Source organism: Halomonas alkaliantarctica (assembly GCF_029854215.1).
In the GTDB taxonomy this organism is placed as follows: Bacteria; Pseudomonadota; Gammaproteobacteria; order Pseudomonadales; family Halomonadaceae; genus Vreelandella; species Vreelandella alkaliantarctica_A.
In genome coordinates this window covers 473,321-493,930 of record NZ_CP122961.1, presented here as the reverse complement: position 1 = coordinate 493,930, position 20,610 = coordinate 473,321, and the positions used below count along the sequence as shown (strand labels likewise).

Here is a 20,610-nt window from a genome sequence, read left to right as displayed (position 1 = left end):
AGGCACTATGCCAACACCACTGCTGGAATTTGATCACCTGCGCGTCGATTTCGACCTTCCCGACGGGGTCGTGACCGCGGTCAAAGACGTTAGCTTTACGCTTCACCAGGGCGAGACACTGGCGCTAGTCGGGGAGTCGGGCTCGGGCAAGTCGATTACCTCGACCGCCGTGATGGGGCTACTCCCCGAGTTGGCGCGCTCCACGGGGAGTATTTGCTGGCATGGTGGCGCGGGCAATGAAGACTTACTCACGGTCAGCCGTCAGCGCATGCGGGCCATTCGGGGCAATGAAATCTCGATGATCTTTCAAGAGCCCATGACCTCGCTCAACCCGCTGCACCGAATTGGAAAGCAGATTCGGGAAGTGCTGCATAAGCACACCAAATTGCGCGGTCGCGATTCACACATGCGCGTGCTAGAGCTGCTTGAGCAAGTGGGCATTCCAGAGCCCGAGCGCCGCGTTGACAGCTACCCTCACGAGCTTTCTGGCGGTCAACGCCAGCGGGTGATGATAGCCATGGCATTGGCCTGCGAACCCAAGCTGCTGATTGCCGATGAGCCGACCACCGCCCTTGATGTAACCGTGCAGGCACAGATACTCGCCTTGCTGAAAGATCTGCAGACCCGCTACGGCATGGCCATTTTGTTTATCACCCACGATCTAGGTGTCGTTCGGCATTTAGCCGATAGCGTGTGTGTGATGCAGAACGGTAAAATTGTTGAATCAGGGGCAACCGATACACTTTTCCAATCGCCACAGCATCCTTATACGCAGATGCTTATCGCCGCCAATCCAAGTGGCCAAAAAGCGCCCGTTCCCGACACCGCCCCAATTTTGCTCACCGCCCGTAACCTTAACGTGCGTTTTGCGATTAAAAAGCAGCTATTTGGCCCTAATCGCTACTTTGAGGCGGTCAAAAATATAGATCTCACTTTGCGACAAGGACAAACCTTAGGCGTGGTGGGTGAATCCGGGTCAGGAAAAACGACTTTGGGCCGCGCGCTTTTGCGGCTGGTGAAGAGTCGCGGTGAGATACACTACGATGATATCGACGTGGCCCAGCTTGAACGGACGGGAATGCGACCGCTACGGTCGCGTATGCAAGTCGTCTTTCAAGACCCGTTTGGTTCGCTTTCGCCGCGCTTGACCGTCGGTGAGATTATTGGCGAAGGGTTGCGCGTTCATCAGCCACTGCTAACCCGAGCCGAACGCGATACCCAGGTTATCCAAGCTCTCGAAGAAGTCGCTTTAGATCCCGCCCACCGGCATCGTTACCCGCATGAATTTTCAGGCGGCCAGCGCCAGCGGATAGCTATTGCCCGAGCTTTGGTCGTCAAGCCCGAGTTTCTGCTGCTGGACGAGCCTACGTCTGCGTTAGATCGCTCGGTGCAAATGACCATCATTGAGCTATTACGTGACTTACAACAGCGCCATCAGCTGACCTACCTGTTTATTAGTCATGACCTCGCCGTGGTGCGCGCGCTGGCCGATGAAGTGATCGTAGTGCGCCAAGGGGAAATCGTTGAGCAAAACGACACGCAGTCTCTTTTCAATGCCCCACGCCAACCCTATACCCGTGAGCTAATGCAGGCCGCTTTTCTGGATAGCCCAGCGGCGTAGTCCTTTATGTCTTCGCTCTGATGATGAATGGCGCTATCGCAGCTAATAAAAAACCCGGCGCTGGCCGGGTTTCATTGGGGTCTGGCTTTCTAGAGCTTAGAAGCGGTAAGTTAACTGCGCGCCGAAGCCGTGAGCTTCGTTTTTGTAGTCGGCTGAGTAGGTTGAGGTTATGGGTGGCGTGCGCTGACCGGCTACCGTGAAACTGTCGGTTTTGGACTGGTTTACCTGGGTGCCACGCTCGGTTAGGTAGGAGTAAGCCACATCCAGAGTTAGATCTGGTGTTGGGCTCCAGCCTGCCCCAATAGAGAAAATACGCCGATCGTCAGAGGGAATACGTACGCTACGAGTGGAATCTTGGGTAGGCGTAAAATCAAGGGCCACGCCCGCACGTAGAGCTAACTCTGGTGTCAGTTGATATTCACCGCCGGTTGAAAAAGCCCACGCATTTTCATAGCTCTGTTGCTCATTGGTTATTACCGGACGATCGCTACCAGTGACCAAAATTTGGTCAAAACGGCTCCAACGTGCCCAAGAGGCACCAAACATCAGTTTAAGGTTGTCGCTCATTTGCTGTGTCAGGGAGAAATTCACCGTTTCAGGCGTTGTTAAGTCTAGCGCAGCATTATCCGTTACCGTACCAATGCCAAGTTGATCTAATACTGGTGAGCTCGCCGAAAAGCTGCCTTCTAGATTAAAATCCACTTTTGAACGGTAAGTTAAGCCAAGCGTGGTTTCAGGCACAGGCTGATAAATCAAGCCGAGGTTATAACCCCACGCCTCGTCATCCCCTTCAACGCGTGAATCTACCTCAGTGATAACCGGAGAGCCATCGGGTGCCTGCCCAACAGCAACAGGTACTTGGCGGTGCAGCTCACCTTCAACGCGGTTGTAAGTAACGCCGGCACCAACAGACCACTGCTCATTAAAACGGTAAGAGACCGTTGGCTGAGCAGTGATAACCTTAACCTCAGTGTAATTACCCTGATTACGCCCCTCGAAATTGTCCTCGTAGTCAGTCTTAGAGCCGAAAGGTGCATAGACACCGAAACCAAAGGCCAACTGTTCGTTAACGGGCTGGGCATAAAAGGCAAACGGAATTAATGTTCCCGGAACCATGTCACCTTCATTGCTGCCACCCGCCGACCCCAGTGGGAGTGATCCCATCTCTGTTTCCAAAGAGCGGCTTGAAGAGACATTATCTATATCAGAATTAACATTTAAGTAAGTACCACCCGCCGTAATCTGCGCACGGTCTAAAAACGACATACCTGCCGGGTTACCGTATACGATCGTAGCATCATGAACGTTAGAGCTTCGTCCGGCGTGGCCATAACCCTGTCCACTCACGCTCTGCTCGTTGATTTGATACCCACCTGCATGGGCTTGGCTGGCGAAGGCGGCCGTCATTGCAGCAGCCAGGGTAAGCTTATTAAATTTATTATTCATAGTGGGCCTCTATTCCCGATGATCCCGTGGATACCGACGATCCACTCTCTTTGTTTTTCACATGACTGTTTTCTCGCAACTGGGCCAAAGGTTCAAGGGCAAACGTTCGTTTTATTTCATTTTCGGCTTATACATTAGTCGCACGGTCGTTTTAAATCAGTGTTTTAGTCATTTCGGCTTATTGAACAAAGGTGCCCTTGACCTATGGGTAACCCATAGGTTCTACACTCAATAGTGACTATTTAACCGGTCGGGAGAACAGGCCATGAAAGTGAACGAGCTTGCCAAACGCGGCGGCGTTACCGCGGAGACCGTGCGCCACTACGCTCGTGAGCAGCTACTTGCCCCGCAGCGCCACCCTGATAATGGCTATCAGCTATTTTCAGATAACGACCTAGAGCGACTGCGGTTTATTCAGCGGGCGCGCAAGCTCGGTTTTAGCGTGGCGGAAATTCGCGACATTCTGACCCATGCCGACCAAGGTGACTCTCCCTGCCCATTGGTACGCGACTTACTCGCCAGCCGCCTGCCGCAAATCCGCGCACGCATCGCCGAACTGGAAGCGCTAGCCGAACGAATGGAGCAAGCCATGGAGAGCTGGCAGCAGATGCCCGACGGCTCCCCCGACGGCCACAGCGTGTGCCGCCTGATCGAGAGTTTTCCTGACGCAACGTCTACCAAGGAGACCCCATGAGCGACGCCTCTACCGAAGCCGCCTCAAGCGTAAGCCCTGCAGATGGAGCCACCATACGAACCATCCCCGGCATGAATTGCCAGGGCTGCGTCAAACGTATGCGCGAGGCAGTACAAAACGGTGATCCAAATGCCGAAGTGATCGGCACGCCTAGCGAAAAACGCCTTGAGATTGTTTCATCCCTAACCGACGCCGAGCTTGATCAACGCTTGACCGAGGCGGGCTACCCGCCCGCTGAAGCAGCACTGGAGGAAACAACCCCAGACCCAGCAGCCCCAGACGAAGCAACTAAGCAACCAGATACCGCGCCACCCGCTGAAGCTGAAAAGTCTGCAAGTGCCCCTTCCCATTTTCAAGGGCATGGCCAAGGCAAAAAGCAGCGTCTGGCGATTAGCGGGATGACCTGCGCTAGCTGCGTTAAGAGCGTGCAGAAAGCACTAGAGCGCACGGAAGGAGTCGACACCGCCAGCGTCAATTTTGGCACTCACTCCGCCCAGGTGTTTGGCAGTGCCGAGACCCACGCGCTAATCGCCGCCGTTGAGTCAGCAGGCTATGGCGCCGAACCGATTGTGGATATGCGGGAAGCCGAACGCACTCGTGCAGAGCAGGATGCCAAGACGTACCAAAAACGGCTGCGCGGCAGCGCCATCTCGTTGGCACTGGCGATTCCGCTCATGTTGAGCATGTTGTTTTTCCATCCTCACCCAATGGGGCTGGGGCGCCTTTACTGGCTGATGATTGGTCTATTAACCCTGGGCATTATGGCCATCCCAGGGCGGCACTTTTTCGTCAACGCCTGGAAGCAGTTTAGGCATCGCCAAGCCAATATGGATACATTGGTTGCCATGGGTACCGGCACCGCCTGGCTCTACTCCATGGCCGTAGTGCTGTTTGCGCCGTGGTTACCCGAGGTTGCCCAGGGCATCTACTTTGAAGCCTCTGCCATGGTGATCGGGCTGATCCTACTCGGCAATGCCATGGAGCTACGCGCCCGGGGCCGCACCAGCAATGCGCTAAAGCGTCTGCTTGACCTGCAGAGCCGCACTGCGCGGGTGATTCGCGAAGGTCACGAGCAAGAAGTGGATATTGACGCGGTGCGTGCTGGCGACCATGTACGAGTGCGCCCTGGCGAGCGCTTACCGGTGGATGGTGAGGTCGTTGAGGGTCAAAGCCATATCGATGAATCGATGCTGACCGGCGAGCCGCTTCCCATCGCCAAAAGCGCGGGGGATGAAGTCAGCGCTGGCACGGTGAATGGCAAGGGCAGCTTGATCTATCGCGCCACGCGCGTAGGCGCCGACACTCGCCTGGGGCAGATTACCGAACAGGTAGCGAGCGCCCAAAACTCGCGCCCACCGATTGGCGAGCTCGCCGACCAGGTCTCCAGCGTGTTTGTCCCTTCGGTAATGATCATTGCCGTATTGACGGCCCTGTTGTGGTTCAACCTGGGGCCCGCTCCCCAGGTGATCCATATGCTGGTGACGGCGACCACCGTACTGATTATTGCCTGCCCCTGTGCGCTGGGTCTGGCGACGCCAATCTCGACCATGATCGGCGTCGGTAAAGCGGCAGAGCATGGGGTACTGGTACGCAGCGGCGAGGCGCTGCAAACCGCTAGCAAGCTGACCACCCTAGTCGTCGATAAGACCGGCACGCTAACCCAAGGCAAGCCTAGCGTTACCGATGCGCAGATGTTTGGCGTGGAGCAATCCACCGTGTTGGCGTTGGTGAACGCGCTGGAGCGCGGCTCCGAGCACCCATTGGCGGCGGCGTTAATGACCTACGCGGATGAACACAACGCCCACCCTGCCGAGATTAATGGTTTCGATAGCGTGACCGGCGGCGGGGTAAAAGCCCAAACCGCCGACGGCAAAGCGCTGCTGCTGGGCAATGCGCGCCTGTTAAGCGAAGCCGGTGTGGACCTCACAGCGGGCGAAGAGCAAGCCCGGGCTCTGGAGGAGCAGGCCCGCACGCTGGTGTACTTGGCGGTAGATGGCAAATTGGCCGCCCTGTTTGGCATCAGCGACCCGCTTCGCCACGACACCGTCGCCGCGATCAAGCGCCTGCAAAAAGATGGCTTAACCATTGTTATGTTAACCGGTGATAACGAGCACACCGCCAAGGCTATTGCCCAGGAAGTAGGCATCGATGAGTACCGCGCAGGCCTACTGCCCGAGGACAAGCACGCCGAGATCGAGCGCCGTCAAAAGGCGGGAGAGATCGTTGGCATGGTGGGCGATGGTATCAATGATGCCCCAGCGCTGGCCCGGGCGAATGTAGGCTTTGCGATTGGCCAAGGCACCGATGTGGCCATTGAGAGCGCGGGCATCACGCTAATGCGCGGCTCGCTGCACGGTGTGGCGTCTGCGATAGAGATCAGCCGCGCCACGCTACGCAATATCAAACAGAACCTGGTGGGTGCCTTTGGCTATAACCTGCTGTGTATTCCCATTGCGGCGGGGGTGCTCTACCCGCTCACCGGAACGCTGCTCTCACCGATGATAGCGGGCGCGGCCATGTCACTCTCTTCCATCACCGTGGTGAGTAACGCCAACCGTTTGCGGCTTTGGAAAGCCAGTCAGGAGGAAGCCTCATGAGCTTATTGATCAACTTGGCAGGGCTGGGGCTTATCGCACTGATTGTATGGTGGTTCTGGCTTGGCTAAACGTTTTTAGCTCACGCCAATATAGCGCCCTGGCTTATGGTTCAGGGCGATTATCAGGTTGAGTGTCAGCGCGCCCAGCACCGAGTAGCCCACACGATCCAGTGGTAGTTGGGTCAGCGCGATCAGCAGGATAACGCCATCAATCGCCAGTTGAACGTAACCTGCACGAAAGCCGTGTTTATCCTGCAAGTAAAGCGCGAGAATATTGATACCGCCAAGGCTCGTGCGGTGGCGAAACAGCATCAGCATACCGATACCCATCAGCGCCCCGCCCATTAAGGCGGCGTAGATTGAGGGCACGCTGGCAAACTGCACCCAGCCTTGGGTTAGCTCCGAAAATAGCGATACCAAGCCTATGGCGGCGAAGGTGCGAAGGGTAAAGCTCCAGCCCATCCGCTTCACCGCCAAATAGTAAAACGGCAGATTAATAGCAAAAAAGTACACCCCAAAGCCCCAGCCGGTAACGCTGCTGGTCATATAGCTTAACAGCAGCGCCAAGCCTGCTGTACTGCCGGTCAATAGCACCGCATGGGTGTAAAAGGTCACTCCCAGCGCGACAAAGAACGTGCCCAGCAGCATCGCCATCACATCCTCATAGGGACGATGTTGATCCTTGGGTAAATCTTCCACGCGCATAGGGCGTCCTTACTTAAACTGTTAGTAGAGTATGCGATATAACGCTTAAATTGGGCTGGCGTGTTCGACCATCAATTGCAGCGTCTCGCGGCCACGCCAGCGGTTGCGGTTAAGTTTGTAAGCACAGTGCAGCGTATCGCCCACGTTAAATCCAGGCAGTTCACCCGGCGTTAGAGCGCGAAACCAGATCGCTTTGCAGGTCACCGGGCCAGTGGAAAGCTCTAACATAAGATGCGCGCCATCGGCACCCACCGGGCGCAGCGCCTCGACGATAAAACGCCCTTCAAACAGCGGCGGGTCGAATTCACGCCCATAGGGGCCGAGCGTTTCAATTTCTTGCAGAGTGGTTAGCGAAAGCTGTGCAGTGGAGAGCTCGCCATCCGTCCAAAGGCGCGGATAGAGCGTTCGTCCCTCTAACTGCTCGCCCACTGCCTGCAAGAAAGCCGTTTTAAAGGCATCAAGCTGATCACGTGGCACGCCCACCCCTGCCGCGCCACTATGGCCGCCAAAGCGTGGTAACGCCTGGGGAGCAAGCTCAAAAGTGCGCTGTAGGGCATCGCGCAGATGTAGCCCATCGATAGAGCGGCCGGAGCCGGTTAGCATGCCCGGTGCTGATGCTTGTGTTAACACCAGCGCCGGGCGCCCGTAGGCCTGAACCAACCGCGAGGCAACGATACCCTGTACGCCAGGGTGGCCATCTTCAAGTAGCACCACCACGGCGGGCTCATCAGCGGTTAACGCACTTACCGCCAGAGTGCGCGCCTCGGCGGCCATATCGGCCTCAATCGCTTTGCGAGACTGGTTATCCTGATCCAGCACATCAAGCTGACGATTGGCGACTCCATCGTTCTCGGCCAGCATAAAGTGTAGCGCCGCGTAGGGGTCGTCCAGCCGCGAGCGAGCATTGATGCGCGGCCCCATCTGAAACGCTAACGTCTCGGCGTTAAACGGTACGCTGTCAGCACCTAAGCGCGTGGCCATGGCGCGCCAGCACGCCGCATCCATACGATTGATCAGTTTTAACCCTTGATTGACCACCGCGCGGTTGGCGGGGCTGCCGCCTAAGGAGACACAATCCGCTACCGTGCCCAGCGCTACGTATGAGAGCCAGGGCGACAGCTTGGGCGTCGACTCTGATAGCGCCCCCCACTCAATCAACACACCGCGAGCCAGAGACATCAGCAGCCATGCCACCATACAGCCAGCGATGGTTTTGTCGGGGTATTCACAGTCCGAGCGAGTAGGGTTTACACAGGCATAGGCAGAGGATGGCGGCCCCTCGATGGGCAGGGCGTGGTGGTCGCTAACGACCACGTCGATACCCGCCGCTTTTAAACGCGCGATACGCGGCTCATCGGAGCTGCCGCAATCGGCGGTAATCACCAGAGTGGGAAACGGCTTTTGCGCAAGGGTGCGCTCTACCAGCGGCAGGCTAATCCCGTAGCCGTCGTGAATACGATGGCCGATCAGACTGTGCAGCTTGCTTTCCGGCACCCCAAACAGCTCCACCAGCGTGCGCCGGATCACCACATGGGAGGTAATGCCATCCACATCGTAGTCGGTGAGGATACCGATGGCTTCGCCTTCTGCCACCGCCTGGGCGATACGCTCAGCGGCGTGGCGACCGTCAGCAAGCTTCTCCGGGTGGGCCAGATAGCGCAGGCTGGGCGAGATTAATGGTAGCAGCTCACCGCTGTAGCCGGGTAAGCGCGAGGCCAGCAACCGCGCCTGCAGCTCGCTTAGGCCCTCCGCCTGGGCACGGGCATAAAGCGCCTCGTCAACTGGGCGAGGCTCTAAACGCGGCCTGGTTGTACTTGAAGACAGCGTACCAGAGGCCAGGGTGCTATGGGGTAGATCGCTCATGTATGTCTCAAATCACGCCACAAAGCTCTAGGCCTCAACGCCGGTTTTCCGCAACGTACTGCTGCACGGCGACAAGTTCCGCAGGGAGCACCGTGTAGCGCTCTTCGCGTTCAATCAGGTCTTCCATATGCGGCGGCAGTGGTACACCTAAGAAGCCTGCTTTCACCACGGCTTCGGCGAATTTAGCCGGGTGTGCAGTGGCGAGGGTAATCATAGGCGTTGACTGGTCAGCGCGGGCACGCTCGGCGGCGCGATAGCCGGTAGCGGTGTGCGGGTCGAGCATTTCACCAGTGCGCTTATGGGCGTCACGGATCACTTCCAGAATCGTCGCATCGTCCACGCTGTAGCTGGAAAACTTCTCGCGCAGCTTGGCCAGCGGCGCATCGGCCAAGGCCGTGGGCTCCTGCTGGAAGCGCTCAAGCAGTGCTGCTACGGCCAAACCGTCGCGATCATAGGCGTCAAACAGCAGGCGTTCAAAATTCGACGACACCACGATATCCATGGAGGGCGCCAAAGTAGCCGCCAGCTCTTTTTTCGAGAAGTCGTTGTCGGTCAACGTGCGGTGCAGAATGTCGTTGGCGTTGGTGGCGATGATGAACTGCTTCACCGGCAGACCCATTTTGTAGGCCATGTAGCCCGCAAACACGTTACCAAAATTGGCCGATGGAACGCAGAAGCTCACTTCACGGTGCGGTGCCCCCAGGGCGACGCCGGAGGCAATGTAGTAAACGATCTGCGCCATAATGCGCGCCCAGTTGATCGAGTTTACTGCGACCAAACGCGTACCGTTGAGGAACGACTGGTCAGCAAAGCTGGCTTTGACCATCGCCTGGGCGTCGTCGAAATTACCTTCAATGGCAATGTTAAAGACGTTGTTGGCCAGTACCGAGGTCATTTGACGGCGCTGTACTTCCGAGACCCGGTTGTGCGGGTGCAGGATAAAGATATCCAGGTTGTCACAGTGGCGACAGCCTTCAATCGCCGCCGAGCCAGTATCGCCCGAGGTGGCGCCCATGATCACCGCGCGCTCGCCACGCTTTTTCAGGAAGTGATCGAGCAGGCGGCCGAGCAGCTGTAGCGCTACGTCTTTAAATGCCAGCGTCGGGCCGTGAAACTGCTCAAGCAGAAAGTGATTGGCATCCAGCTGTTTAAGGGGCAGCACGGCGTCGTGATTAAAGGTCGCGTAGGCCTCGGTGACGATGCTGCGGAAGGTAGCGTCGTCGATCTCACCGTTCACAAACGGCTTCATCACCCTAAAGGCGATCTCCGCGTAGGAGAGCCCGGCCATATCGGCAAGCTCTTCGCGGGAAAACTCCGGCAGTGTTTCCGGCACATAGAGGCCGCCGTCGCTGGCCATACCGGTGAGCACCACTTCTTCAAAGGAGAGCGCGGGCGCCTGCCCGCGCGTGCTGATATAGCGCATCAAGGCTTACTCCCCTTCACTCAAGCTTTCCACGCGAATACGCGTGACGGGGCCCGCAATATCGGCCATGGATTCGATTTCACGAATCGCTGCGTTCATCTGCTTCTCTTTGGTGCGGTGGGTCAGCAGAATGATCGGCACCAATTCGCCTTCGGTCGCCTCTTTCTGAATCAGTGCCTCAATCGAGATGCCCTGCTCAGATAGAATCGTGGCCACCCGCGCCAACACGCCGGGGCGATCCACCGCCAGCAGGCGCAGGTAGTAGGCCGTGATGATATCTTCCATTGGCATGATGGGCAGTTGGCTGACATCTTCGTCGATGCCACTGAAGGCTAGGTAGGGCACCCGGTAGCGGTGCTCGGTGGAGATATCCCGTGCCACGTCGAGCAGATCGGCTACCACTGCTGACGCGGTGGGCTCGGCACCCGCTCCGGCACCGTAATAGAGCGTGGGTCCAACCGCGTCGCCCATGACCGCGATGGCATTTTTGACGCCGTGAACATTGGCCAGCAGGCGCTCTTTAGGAATCAGCGTGGGGTGAACCCGCAATTCCAGGCCTTGATCGGTGCGCTTGGAGATACCCAGGTGCTTGATCACATAGCCTAGATTGTCGGCCTGCTCGACGTCTTCCGCGGTAATCCGCGAGATACCTTCGGTAAAGGCTTTCTCGAACTGGAGCGGCACCCCGTAGGCAATCGAGGCTAAAATCGTCAGTTTGTGCGCGGCATCGATGCCCTCCACATCAAAGGTGGGATCAGATTCGGCATAGCCAAGCGCCTGAGCTTCCGCGAGCACGTCTTCAAAGGCGCGGCCTTCATCGCGCATATGGGTAAGGATATAGTTGCCGGTGCCGTTGATAATGCCTGCCACCCATTCGATGCGGTTGGCACCCAGGCCTTCGCGCAGCGATTTGATCACCGGAATACCGCCTGCCACCGCGGCTTCAAAGGCCACGATAACGCCCTTTTCATGAGCAGCCTTGAAGATTTCGTTGCCGTGCACCGCAATCAGCGCTTTGTTGGCGGTGACCACGTGCTTGCCGTTGGCGATTGCCGTCAGCACCAGCTCGCGGGCGATATCGTAACCGCCAATAAGCTCCACCAGGACATCCACATTGGGATTGGTCGCGACTTCAAACACATCAGAGGTGGCATTGATGCCGGTAATATCGCAGTCAGGATGAATACTGCGGTGAGCAACCTGCTCAATCACAATAGGGCGGCCAGCACGACGCGAAATATCATCAGCGTTGCGAGTCAATACGTTAAAGGTGCCGCCACCGACAGTGCCTAGACCACAAATACCTACTCTTACCGGTTTCAAAATACTTCCCCTTTTGTTTTGGGCTCCCGCAGGCGCCGCCTCGTAAATCAGTGTCTCAGCATAATGTGCCGTTTATTCAAACGGCATTATTGCTTATGTCAATCGTCGCTCAAGCCTAACATGGCGGAGAGCCGCTCGGGGGGCACAAATCCCGGCACTAGCTGCCCATTGGGCAAAATAATCGCTGGCGTGCCCTGTACGCCCAATGCTTTGCCCAGATCATACTGACCCGCCACCGGGTTGTCGCAAGTTGCCGAGCTGGAAATAGTCTGGCCCTCTTTGGCTTGGGTCATTGCTTCGCTGCGATTGTCCGAACACCACACTTGCTGCAGCGTTGTGGCAGCTTGGCTTCCCATGCCCGCACGGGGAAACGCCATATAGTGTACTGCGATGCCACGCTCATTCAATTCGGGAATAGTGTCATGTAACCGCGCGCAATAGGGGCACGTTGGGTCGGTAAATACCGTCACTGTTGCTTTTGGCTCGTCGGCACCGCGGAAGACCACCAGCTCACTGTCGGGCACCGCCGCTAGCGCATCGGCACGCGCTTGGTTCTGCTCTTGCTCGGTCAAATTGACCAACCCATCGGGCGCATTTTCATACAGGTCACCGACCAGGAAGTGGCTACCGTCTGCATTGGTATAAAACGATTCGCCGCTCTCCAACCGAACATGATAAACGCCACCCATCGGTGTTTCGGTGACCTCTTCCACGGGCATCGATTGGCCATTGACGCTCAGTGATTCAGCCAGTCGATCTGCCACGTCGTCAGCCTGGGCAGCGGAAGGTAACAGGCTGGCAGTTAGCAAACACGCCAGCATCGAGGAAGATGTTAGTAAAGGTAGAGTTACAAAACGGCGTTGACGCATCTTCAATTTAACCTCGTGGGTGATGTTCGGCATGTAGGCTTTCCAGGCGGGCCTGGGCTACATGGGTATAAATTTGGGTCGTCGATAGATCACTATGACCTAGCAGCAGCTGTACGACCCGCAAATTGGCCCCATGATTCAATAAATGGGTGGCAAATGCATGGCGAAGCGTATGTGGCGACAGTGGGCGGGTAATCCCTGCCGTTATTGCATGCACCTTAATCCGGTGCCAAAACGTTTGCCGGGTCATGGCTTTGTCGCCCCGCCCGGGAAACAGCGCCGGGCGTGTTGGGTCGCTCATCAGCGCCAGCCGTGCGGTCTGCATATAGTGCGCCAGCCAATCTGCCGCCTCTTCACCCATGGGTACCAGGCGGTCTTTATCGCCTTTACCGCGCACCCGCACCACGTTTTGGCGCAGGTTGACCGCATCGCCGGTGAGCCCAACCAGCTCCGACACCCGCAAACCGCAAGCGTAAAGCAGCTCCAGCATGGCACGGTCACGGACGCCTAGCGGCGTATCGGTATCGGGCGCTAACAGCAGGCGCTCTACCTCGTCCTCTTCCAACGTATTAGGCAAGCCGGGTATGACACGCGGCAGCTTGATGTCGGTGAGCGGGTCACTCGTTACTTGGTTATTAAGGCGCCCCCAGCGGTAGAAGCTGCGCAGCGTCGACAGCAGCCGGGCATTGCTGCGCAGTTGATAGCCTTCCTCTCGGCGGCTGGCCAGCCACTCACTTAGACGCTCGGGCGGCGGCGCCAAGAGGGCTTCACCGTGGCTCTCCAGATGACGTTGCCAGGCGGTTAAATCACGCCGATAGGCGGCTAACGTATGATCGCTGGCGCCCTGCTCAAGCCAGAGAGCATCTAAAAATGCATCGATAACGCTCATACGTTAGTCACCTCCAGCCGCTTTTATGGAGCGACATAAACAAAACCCCGCCCCGCAAAGCGGTGACGGGGTCTTGGTATCCAGGCGCAACGCGCATCAAAAAGCAGCGTGCGCCTGAGGAACAGTGGCGTTTACGCCAGCTTTTCCTTGATACGTGCAGAACGACCACTGCGCTCGCGCAGGTAGTAAAGCTTGGCTTGACGCACGTCACCGCGACGCTTGACTTCAATCGAGTCAACCAGCGGGCTGTAGGTCTGGAAAGTACGCTCTACGCCAACGCCGTGAGAAATTTTACGCACGGTGAAAGCGGAGTTCAGGCCACGGTTACGCTTACCGATAACCACACCTTCAAACGCCTGCAGACGCTCGCGAGTACCTTCTTTTACTTTTACCTGAACGACGATGGTGTCGCCGGGGGCAAAGGCAGGAATTTCCTTGCCCATTTGCTCAGATTCGATCGCCTGGATCACTTTGCTTTTGCTGCTCATCATCATACTCCTGAATAACGTGTTGGCTTGACCGCTCAATCATGGGTGGCGGAAGCCGTGATCCCGGCGCTCGAAACGAGCTACACGGGAGTCGTTATGGGTGACACAGGTGCGCTTTTTCGCCCTGCACCGCCGCTCTGGCCTAAGTAGCTGAACCATCTAGCTGAAAACAAGCTACTTAGTGGACAGAGCGTGTTCCTCGATAAACTCGTTCAACAGCTTGCGCTGTTCGGCGTCTAACGGTCGCCCTTCCAACAAATCCGGACGACGCTGCCATGTACGGCCTAGCGACTGCTTTAACCGCCAGCGCTTGATGGCTGCATGATTACCGCTTAACAGCACATCTGGCACTTGGCGCCCGTCAATAACTTCTGGACGGGTATAGTGCGGGCAGTCTAACAGACCGTCATTAAACGAGTCTTCGACAGCGGAGTCCTGATGGCCCAGCACGCCGGGAATCAGCCTTGCCGCTGCATCGATTAGCACCATTGCTGGCAGCTCACCGCCGCTCAACACATAGTCGCCAATCGACCACTCTTCATCGATGTCACTCTCCACCACGCGTTCATCAATGCCTTCATAGCGTCCTGCCACGACCACTAAAGGCCCGGCGGAAGCCAGTGCTTGAACGCCCTGCTGATCCAGCTTACGCCCCTGGGGCGAGAGGTAGATCACCGTCGGCACTAAGCCGGTGGCTTTCTGCGCCCGTTCCCGGGCTGCAAAGATCGCTGCGCGCAGGGTGTCGACTTTCATCAACATGCCTGGACCACCGCCATAGGGGCGGTCATCGACGCTGCGGTGGCGGTCAGTGGCGTAATCCCGCGGATTCCAAAACTCCAGCGCGATACGCTGTTTCTCTACCGCTCTGCCGATCACGCCTTGTTGCGTTAGCGCGTCGAACATCTCGGGAAACAACGAGACTACTCCAATCCACATGGCAGGCGCTGCTGCTTCGCTCTCCGTTTCCGGCGCGTTGCCACTATCCGGCTCTGGTGAGTCGGTAGATGCATCATTACTCAAACTGTTCATAAGTTTGGTCAAAACTCAGGATCCCAGTCGACGACCATGCGGCCCTCTTGGGAACTGATTTCGATAATGACGTCGTCTGGCAAAAATGGCAGCAGTCGCTCGCGCTTGTCGATTGACTCAGAATCGCCGCGAACCACCATGACATCGTTGGCGCCGGTTTCAAACAGGTAGCTTACCCGTCCTAGCCGTTCGCCGGCCTGAGTGAAGACCGCCATGCCTTCAAGCTCATGCCAATAATACTCATCGTCGGAAAGCTCGGGCAGCGCCTCTTTGGGCATCAAAATGTCCGTCTGGGCTAATGCTTCCGCCGCACTACGGTCATCGACCCCTTCAAGCTGCACCACTAATCCTTTGCCCTGCCGACGTCCCTGAACAATGCTAATGCGCTTCAGGGTTTCACCTTGGCGCACCCACCATTCCGGGTACTCAAGAATGCTGTCCATTGGGCTAGTGTAGGAGTACACCTTGAGCCAACCTTTCACCCCATAAGGGCTAGTCAGCTTGCCTAGCACCACATGCGTGTCGTCAGTTTGGCTTATTTCAAAACGCGTCATCGACGACCTCGGCTACCCAGCACTCACTTTCTTTCTCACACAACAAGTCTTAGACAACAAGACTCAAAAGCAGGCTTTTAGGCCTGTTTGTGTGCTTCTTTTACCAGCTCAGCAACACGACCAGACAGCTGGGCGCCTTGGCTCTGCCAGTGAACAACGCGGTCTAGATCAACGCGCAGACGCTCTTCTTGACCACGGGCAACCGGGTTGAAGAAGCCGACACGCTCGATGAAACGACCGTCGCGAGCGTTACGCGAGTCGGTAACGGTCAGGTGGTAAAAGGGACGCTTCTTGGCGCCACCACGGGCCAAACGAATGGTAACCATACGATAACTATCCTTCGGTTGAGGTTACGAGAGTGTGTTTATAGCGCTTACCGCTATCGGAACACTCGTCGTGCTACATGCTTATAAAGGCCTTCATTGAGTAGGCGCCGCCACCGCGATTAACGCGCTTTTACGCAACACCCACGCATGAAGAGGCCGCATTCTACGCAAATGCGCTCGGCTTGGAAAGCCTGACAGCCAGAAAACTGATAGGCCGTCAACCTCACCAAGCGCATCAGCACTTTACTAGGGGTGCCTTAGCGCCGGGGCAATCCGCCTGGACCACCCATACCGCCCATGCCACCAGGGCCACCCATTCCGCCGGGGCCGCCCGGGCCACCGCCGCCCATCATGCCAGACATGCCGCGCATCATTTTCTGCATACCGCCCTTCTGGCCCGCCTTCTTCATCATTTTCTGCATCTGCTTATGCTGCTTGAGCAGACGATTAAGGTCAGGCACTTGCAGACCAGCACCCAAGGCAATGCGGCGTTTGCGCGAGCCGTTGATAATATCGGGCTTGCGGCGCTCTTTGGGCGTCATGGAGTTGATCAACGCTTCCAGCTTGCCCAGTTCTTTCTCGGGGCCGGGGCCTTGGGCCATCTCAGCCATCTGCCCCATACCCGGCAACTTGCCCATCAGACCGCCCATACCGCCCATTTTCTTGAGCTGCTGGAGCTGGTCGCGAAAATCTTCCAGGTCAAATCCGTCACCCTTCTTGACCTTTTTGGCCAACTTCTCGGCTTTGGACTTATCGACGGTGCGTTCAGCTTCCTCGATCAGCGACAGCATGTCGCCCATGCCCAAGATGCGCGAGGCTACCCGGTCGGGGTGGAAGGGTTCCAGGGCGTCGACTTTCTCGCCGACACCCATGAATTTGATCGGCTTACCGGTAATGTGGCGAACTGAAAGCGCCGCACCACCGCGGGCATCACCGTCGGCTTTGGTCAGGATCACACCGGTTAGCGGCAGCGCTTCGCTGAACGCCTTAGCGGTGTTGGCAGCATCCTGGCCGGTCATCGCGTCGACGACAAACAGCGTTTCTTGCGGCGAGACCGCTTTATGCAGCGCTTGGATCTCCGCCATCATCGCTTCATCAATCGCCAGACGACCAGCGGTATCGATCAGCACCACATCGTGGAACTGGATCTTGGCGTGCTTGATAGCCGCTTCGGCAATGGCGACCGGTTGCTGGTCAGAGCGTGAAGGGAAGAAATCTACCTCGACCTCTTTGGCCAAGGTTTCAAGCTGGTCGATGGCCGCCGGGCGATAGACGTCGGCAGACACAACTAATACTTTTTTCTTCTCGCGTTCGCGTAAGTAGCGGGCCAGTTTGGCCACAGAGGTGGTTTTACCCGCACCCTGTAAGCCAGCCATCAACACAACGGCGGGGGAACCCTTCAGCACAAAGCCGTCGTTGGCTTCGCCCATAATCGCTTCCAGCTCTTGCTGGACGATTTTGACGAACTGCTGGCCTGGCGACAGGCTTTTGGATACTTCCTGCCCAACCGCCCGCTCGCGCACGCGTTCGATAAACTCCTTGATCACCGGCAGCGCTACGTCGGCTTCAAGCAGTGCGCGGCGTACTTCGCGCAGAGTGTCTTTAATATTGTCGTCGGTCAGGCGAGCCTGACCCTTAATCGACTTTAACGTCTGGGAAAGACGCTCACTTAGATTCTGGAACATGGGGCCTCTCTGCCTCCGTCACTGCCGTTGGCGCGCACGCCCTGGACTGATAGTGGGGCGATTATACGCGCTCACGCCTCGAGTCTCCATGGGGTGTACTCAGCACCCCTGGCTATTTTCGTACGCCCACCCTGCTGGGCGACGCCGCTTGGATTAGTTATAGTAGTTGGATAGATTCTCGTCGTAATCACACTTAATTCGTTTATTTATTCACAGCAACGCGCTGCAAGGCGCACGGATAGCATCATGCAGGCGCTCCCTTTCGCCACGATTGCTTTTGTTCTTTATGTCGCCGCTGCCATTTGGCAGGGCATGACGCTGTTCCGGCGTGTGCCGCCTCGCCAGGGCATGGTCCGTTTGCTCGCCGTACTGGGCTTAATGCTGCACATTCCTGTAGTGGTTAAATTGGTCAGCCAATCCCCTGGCCTGCTGCCCGGTTTTACCACCAGCGCCACGCTGCTGATGGCGGTCGCGGTCAACGTCGTGCTGGTAGCCAGCCTGATTAAACCGGTGCTTAACGCCGGGATTGCGTTGTTTCCACTGGCGGGCATTGCGTTAATCGCCGCCACTTGGCTGCCAAACCAAGGCGGCCATACCGGCCTGACTCCAGGCATTTTATTACATGCGGTAAGTTCTGCCCTGGCGTTTGCCGTGCTGGCGATTGCTGCCGCCCAAGCCGTGCTGGTCGGCCTGCAGAACCAAGCGCTGCGCCATCATCACATTCGCGGCATTGTGCAGTCGTTACCACCGCTCACCACGATGGAACGGGTACTTTTTGAGTTGGTATGGGCGGGCATTATTCTATTGACGCTCTCCATCGCGAGCGGGCTTATTTTTCTGGACAACTTCTTCGCCCAGCATTTGGCGCATAAAACCGTGCTGTCACTGCTTGCCTGGATAATCTTCACAACGCTTTTGATCGGTCGTTACCGCTTTGGCTGGCGCGGCATGCGTGCCGTACGCTGGACACTGGGCGGCTGCGGCCTGCTGGTGCTGGCCTACTTTGGCAGCAAGTTCGTACTTGAGGTTGTACTCAACCGATAACGGCTCAACCACTAACGGGGCCTTACCCCGCCTTTGGTTGTCTTGACACACCACTCGCTACCTTCTACAAATCGAGCCTAATCCGCCACAAAGGACTTTTCGACTTGAGCGACGACTTCCCCCTGGGGTTACTGTTCGGCCTGCTAGCCTTACTGATACTGCTTTCTGCGTTTTTCTCCAGCTCTGAAACCGGCATGATGTCGATTAACCGCTACCGCTTGAGCCATCAGGCCAACAGCGGTGACCGCAGAGCCAAACGGGTCATGCGCCTGCTCACCCGCCCAGACCGCCTTATCGGCGTCATCCTGATCGGCAACAACTTCGTCAACAACCTGGCGGCCTCAATTGCGACGATTATCGCCATTCACTTTTTTGGCGACGTATCAGGGCCTGCGATCTCTACCGCCCTGCTGACTATCACGATTCTGATTTTCGCCGAAGTAACGCCGAAAACCTACGCCGCGATTAAGCCCGAGCGAATCGCCTACCCGACGTCCTACGCCCTTGAGCCACTACTTAAGCTGCTTTACCCGCTCGTATGGCTGGTTAACGTGATGTCTAACGGCTTACTCCGACTGGCAGGCGTCAAAAGCGTTGATAACGGGGGCGACAGCCTGACCCGAGACGAGCTACGCACGGTGGTTCACGAGGCAGGCACGCTGATCCCTTATCGCCACCGGGCGATGCTGCTGTCGATTCTCGACCTTGAGAACGTCACCGTGAACGACATCATGGTGCCGCGCCACGAAGTGCTGGGTATCGACCTGGACGATTCGCTGGAAGATATTTTGACCCAAATTCGCACCAGCCAGCACACCCGGCTGCCGGTTTATAAAGGCGATATCAATAATATTATCGGCATGCTGCATCTGCGCAACGCGGCACGCTTTCTCTCCCGGGACGAAGTCACCAAAGCGTCTATCGTGCAGGAAGCCCGTGAGCCTTATTTCATTCCCGAGTCCACACCGTTGCACACCCAACTGCTCAACTTTCAAAAGCAAAAGCGGCGCATCGGCATTGTGGTGGATGAGTACGGCGACGTGGAGGGCTTGGTCACCCTGGAAGATATTCTGGAAGAGATAGTCGGCGAGTTCACCACCGATGTCTCTGAAGATGAAGAGATTCACCAGCAGGACGACGGTAGCCATGTGATTGAAGGCACCGCGAATATTCGTGAGATTAACAAGATGCTCGGCTGGCAGCTGCCTACCGATGGCCCCAAAACGCTCAACGGGTTAATTCTAGAGCACCTCGAAGCCTTTCCAGAAGGCCCAGCATGCCTGCAGATCGGCAATATGCGCATGGAGATTTTGGAGATCCGCGATAACCTCATTACCTCGGCACGCTGCTGGCAAAAACTGCGGGCGCCACGCCGCTAGTCAGTGACAAGCGAGTTAACGGCGGCTGGAAAGATCCTGATCCGCCGCCGCTTTTAGCGCCCTAACCCGCGCTTCGAGAAACCGTCGCAGCGCTATATCATCGGCGTCCAGACGGTTGAGTGGGGGCCCAAAATGCAGGCTCACCGGCGCCCGAAAACGCTTAGGGCACTTCTTTAGCGCCTTGCCATCATGGTGAGAGGTCCACGACCCCCATAAGCCCGCCAACCCTGCCGGAATCACTGGCACATCGTCGCGAGCGAGAATGGCCTCTAGGCCACGCCGGAAGGCGTGAATCTCGCCATCCGGGGTTAGTCGCCCTTCAGGAAAGACCATCACGACCTGCCCCTGTCGCAGCGCTGCGCTCACGTCATCCAGGGCGCGCCTAAGAGCGCCGGGGCTACGCCGTTCAGACTCAATGGGGATTGCGCCAACCAACTGGAACCACCACTTAAGCCAAGGCGAGTCAAAAATCGGCTGATCCATCACAAAGCGTAGCGGCCGTGGGCTAGCGCCACCGAGCACTAAGGCATCCATAAAACTGACGTGGTTACACACTACCAGCGCGCCCCCCTGCCTGGGGATATGCTCACTCCCATGCACCTGCAGTCGGTAGCAGAGTCGCATCAAGACAAAAATCAGCCAGCGCAGCACCTGACGAGCCGCATTGACCCACCCA

Annotated in this window: 18 protein-coding genes; 5 read left to right on the top strand and 13 right to left on the bottom strand. The window is 57.1% G+C overall.

Features of this window, described 5'->3' with window-relative positions; genetic code table 11:
* Positions 1-7: 7 nt before the first annotated feature.
* Positions 8-1,621: an ABC transporter ATP-binding protein gene (locus QEN58_RS02230; RefSeq protein WP_280105555.1), complete on the top strand. Its 1,614-nt coding sequence runs from the start codon at positions 8-10 to the stop codon at positions 1,619-1,621.
* A gap of 96 nt (positions 1,622-1,717) precedes the next feature.
* Here QEN58_RS02230 and QEN58_RS02225 read toward each other — a convergent pair whose 3' ends face one another.
* Positions 1,718-3,067: an OmpP1/FadL family transporter gene (locus QEN58_RS02225; RefSeq protein WP_280105554.1), complete on the bottom strand. Its 1,350-nt coding sequence runs from the start codon at positions 3,065-3,067 to the stop codon at positions 1,718-1,720.
* A gap of 265 nt (positions 3,068-3,332) precedes the next feature.
* Here QEN58_RS02225 and QEN58_RS02220 point away from each other — a divergent pair, with 265 nt between their 5' ends.
* Both QEN58_RS02220 and QEN58_RS02215 read left to right on the top strand, forming a co-directional pair.
* Entirely contained in the window at positions 3,333-3,761 is a 429-nt protein-coding gene (locus tag QEN58_RS02220; RefSeq protein ID WP_280105553.1) for a MerR family transcriptional regulator, read from the top strand.
* Positions 3,758-6,358, top strand: a complete 2,601-nt coding sequence (locus tag QEN58_RS02215) for a heavy metal translocating P-type ATPase (protein WP_280105552.1) — start codon at positions 3,758-3,760, stop codon at positions 6,356-6,358. Before QEN58_RS02220 ends, QEN58_RS02215 begins: the two co-directional genes overlap by 4 nt.
* A 74-nt stretch (positions 6,359-6,432) precedes the next feature.
* On the opposite strand, the gene QEN58_RS02210 is transcribed toward QEN58_RS02215, so the two are convergent.
* The 11 genes from QEN58_RS02210 to ffh all read right to left on the bottom strand — a co-directional run bounded on the left by QEN58_RS02210 (position 6,433) and on the right by ffh (position 17,511).
* Positions 6,433-7,062: a YitT family protein gene (locus QEN58_RS02210; protein WP_280105551.1), complete on the bottom strand. Its 630-nt coding sequence runs from the start codon at positions 7,060-7,062 to the stop codon at positions 6,433-6,435.
* 45 nt (positions 7,063-7,107) lie between these two features.
* Positions 7,108-8,925, bottom strand: coding sequence for a single-stranded-DNA-specific exonuclease RecJ (locus QEN58_RS02205; protein ID WP_280105550.1), 1,818 nt, complete (start codon positions 8,923-8,925; stop codon positions 7,108-7,110).
* Between the two features lie 34 nt (positions 8,926-8,959).
* A complete protein-coding gene (gene thrC, locus QEN58_RS02200; RefSeq protein ID WP_280105549.1) occupies positions 8,960-10,348 on the bottom strand; it encodes a threonine synthase in 1,389 nt (462 codons plus the stop codon).
* Between the two features lie 6 nt (positions 10,349-10,354).
* Positions 10,355-11,671 (bottom strand): homoserine dehydrogenase, encoded by a 1,317-nt coding sequence (locus QEN58_RS02195; RefSeq protein WP_280105548.1) that lies wholly within the window; start codon positions 11,669-11,671, stop codon positions 10,355-10,357.
* Between the two features lie 98 nt (positions 11,672-11,769).
* Positions 11,770-12,573, bottom strand: a complete 804-nt coding sequence (locus QEN58_RS02190) for a DsbC family protein (protein WP_280105547.1) — start codon at positions 12,571-12,573, stop codon at positions 11,770-11,772.
* Positions 12,548-13,429, bottom strand: coding sequence for a site-specific tyrosine recombinase XerD (gene xerD / locus QEN58_RS02185; RefSeq protein WP_280105546.1), 882 nt, complete (start codon positions 13,427-13,429; stop codon positions 12,548-12,550). Before xerD ends, QEN58_RS02190 begins: the two co-directional genes overlap by 26 nt.
* Before the next feature lie 131 nt (positions 13,430-13,560).
* A complete protein-coding gene (gene rplS, locus QEN58_RS02180; protein WP_008958726.1) occupies positions 13,561-13,917 on the bottom strand; it encodes a 50S ribosomal protein L19 in 357 nt (118 codons plus the stop codon).
* A 174-nt stretch (positions 13,918-14,091) separates the two neighbouring features.
* Entirely contained in the window at positions 14,092-14,853 is a 762-nt protein-coding gene (gene trmD, locus QEN58_RS02175; RefSeq protein ID WP_280106886.1) for a tRNA (guanosine(37)-N1)-methyltransferase TrmD, read from the bottom strand.
* A 101-nt stretch (positions 14,854-14,954) separates the two neighbouring features.
* On the bottom strand, positions 14,955-15,500 hold the full coding sequence (gene rimM, locus QEN58_RS02170; RefSeq protein WP_071695240.1) for a ribosome maturation factor RimM: 546 nt from the start codon (positions 15,498-15,500) through the stop codon (positions 14,955-14,957).
* 77 nt (positions 15,501-15,577) lie between these two features.
* On the bottom strand, positions 15,578-15,826 hold the full coding sequence (gene rpsP, locus QEN58_RS02165; protein WP_280105545.1) for a 30S ribosomal protein S16: 249 nt from the start codon (positions 15,824-15,826) through the stop codon (positions 15,578-15,580).
* Positions 15,827-16,083: 257 nt separating this feature from the next.
* The gene (gene ffh / locus QEN58_RS02160; RefSeq protein WP_280105544.1) at positions 16,084-17,511 is read right to left on the bottom strand and encodes a signal recognition particle protein; all 1,428 of its coding nucleotides are present in this window, start codon (positions 17,509-17,511) and stop codon (positions 16,084-16,086) included.
* 246 nt (positions 17,512-17,757) lie between these two features.
* Between ffh and QEN58_RS02155 the strand changes: the two genes are divergently transcribed.
* Both QEN58_RS02155 and QEN58_RS02150 read left to right on the top strand, forming a co-directional pair.
* A complete protein-coding gene (locus tag QEN58_RS02155) occupies positions 17,758-18,555 on the top strand; it encodes a cytochrome C assembly family protein (protein ID WP_280105543.1) in 798 nt (265 codons plus the stop codon).
* Between the two features lie 104 nt (positions 18,556-18,659).
* On the top strand, positions 18,660-19,934 hold the full coding sequence (locus QEN58_RS02150) for an HlyC/CorC family transporter (RefSeq protein WP_280105542.1): 1,275 nt from the start codon (positions 18,660-18,662) through the stop codon (positions 19,932-19,934).
* Positions 19,935-19,949: 15 nt separating this feature from the next.
* On the opposite strand, the gene QEN58_RS02145 is transcribed toward QEN58_RS02150, so the two are convergent.
* Positions 19,950-20,558, bottom strand: a complete 609-nt coding sequence (locus QEN58_RS02145; protein ID WP_425270319.1) for a 1-acyl-sn-glycerol-3-phosphate acyltransferase — start codon at positions 20,556-20,558, stop codon at positions 19,950-19,952.
* Positions 20,559-20,610: the final 52 nt, after the last annotated feature.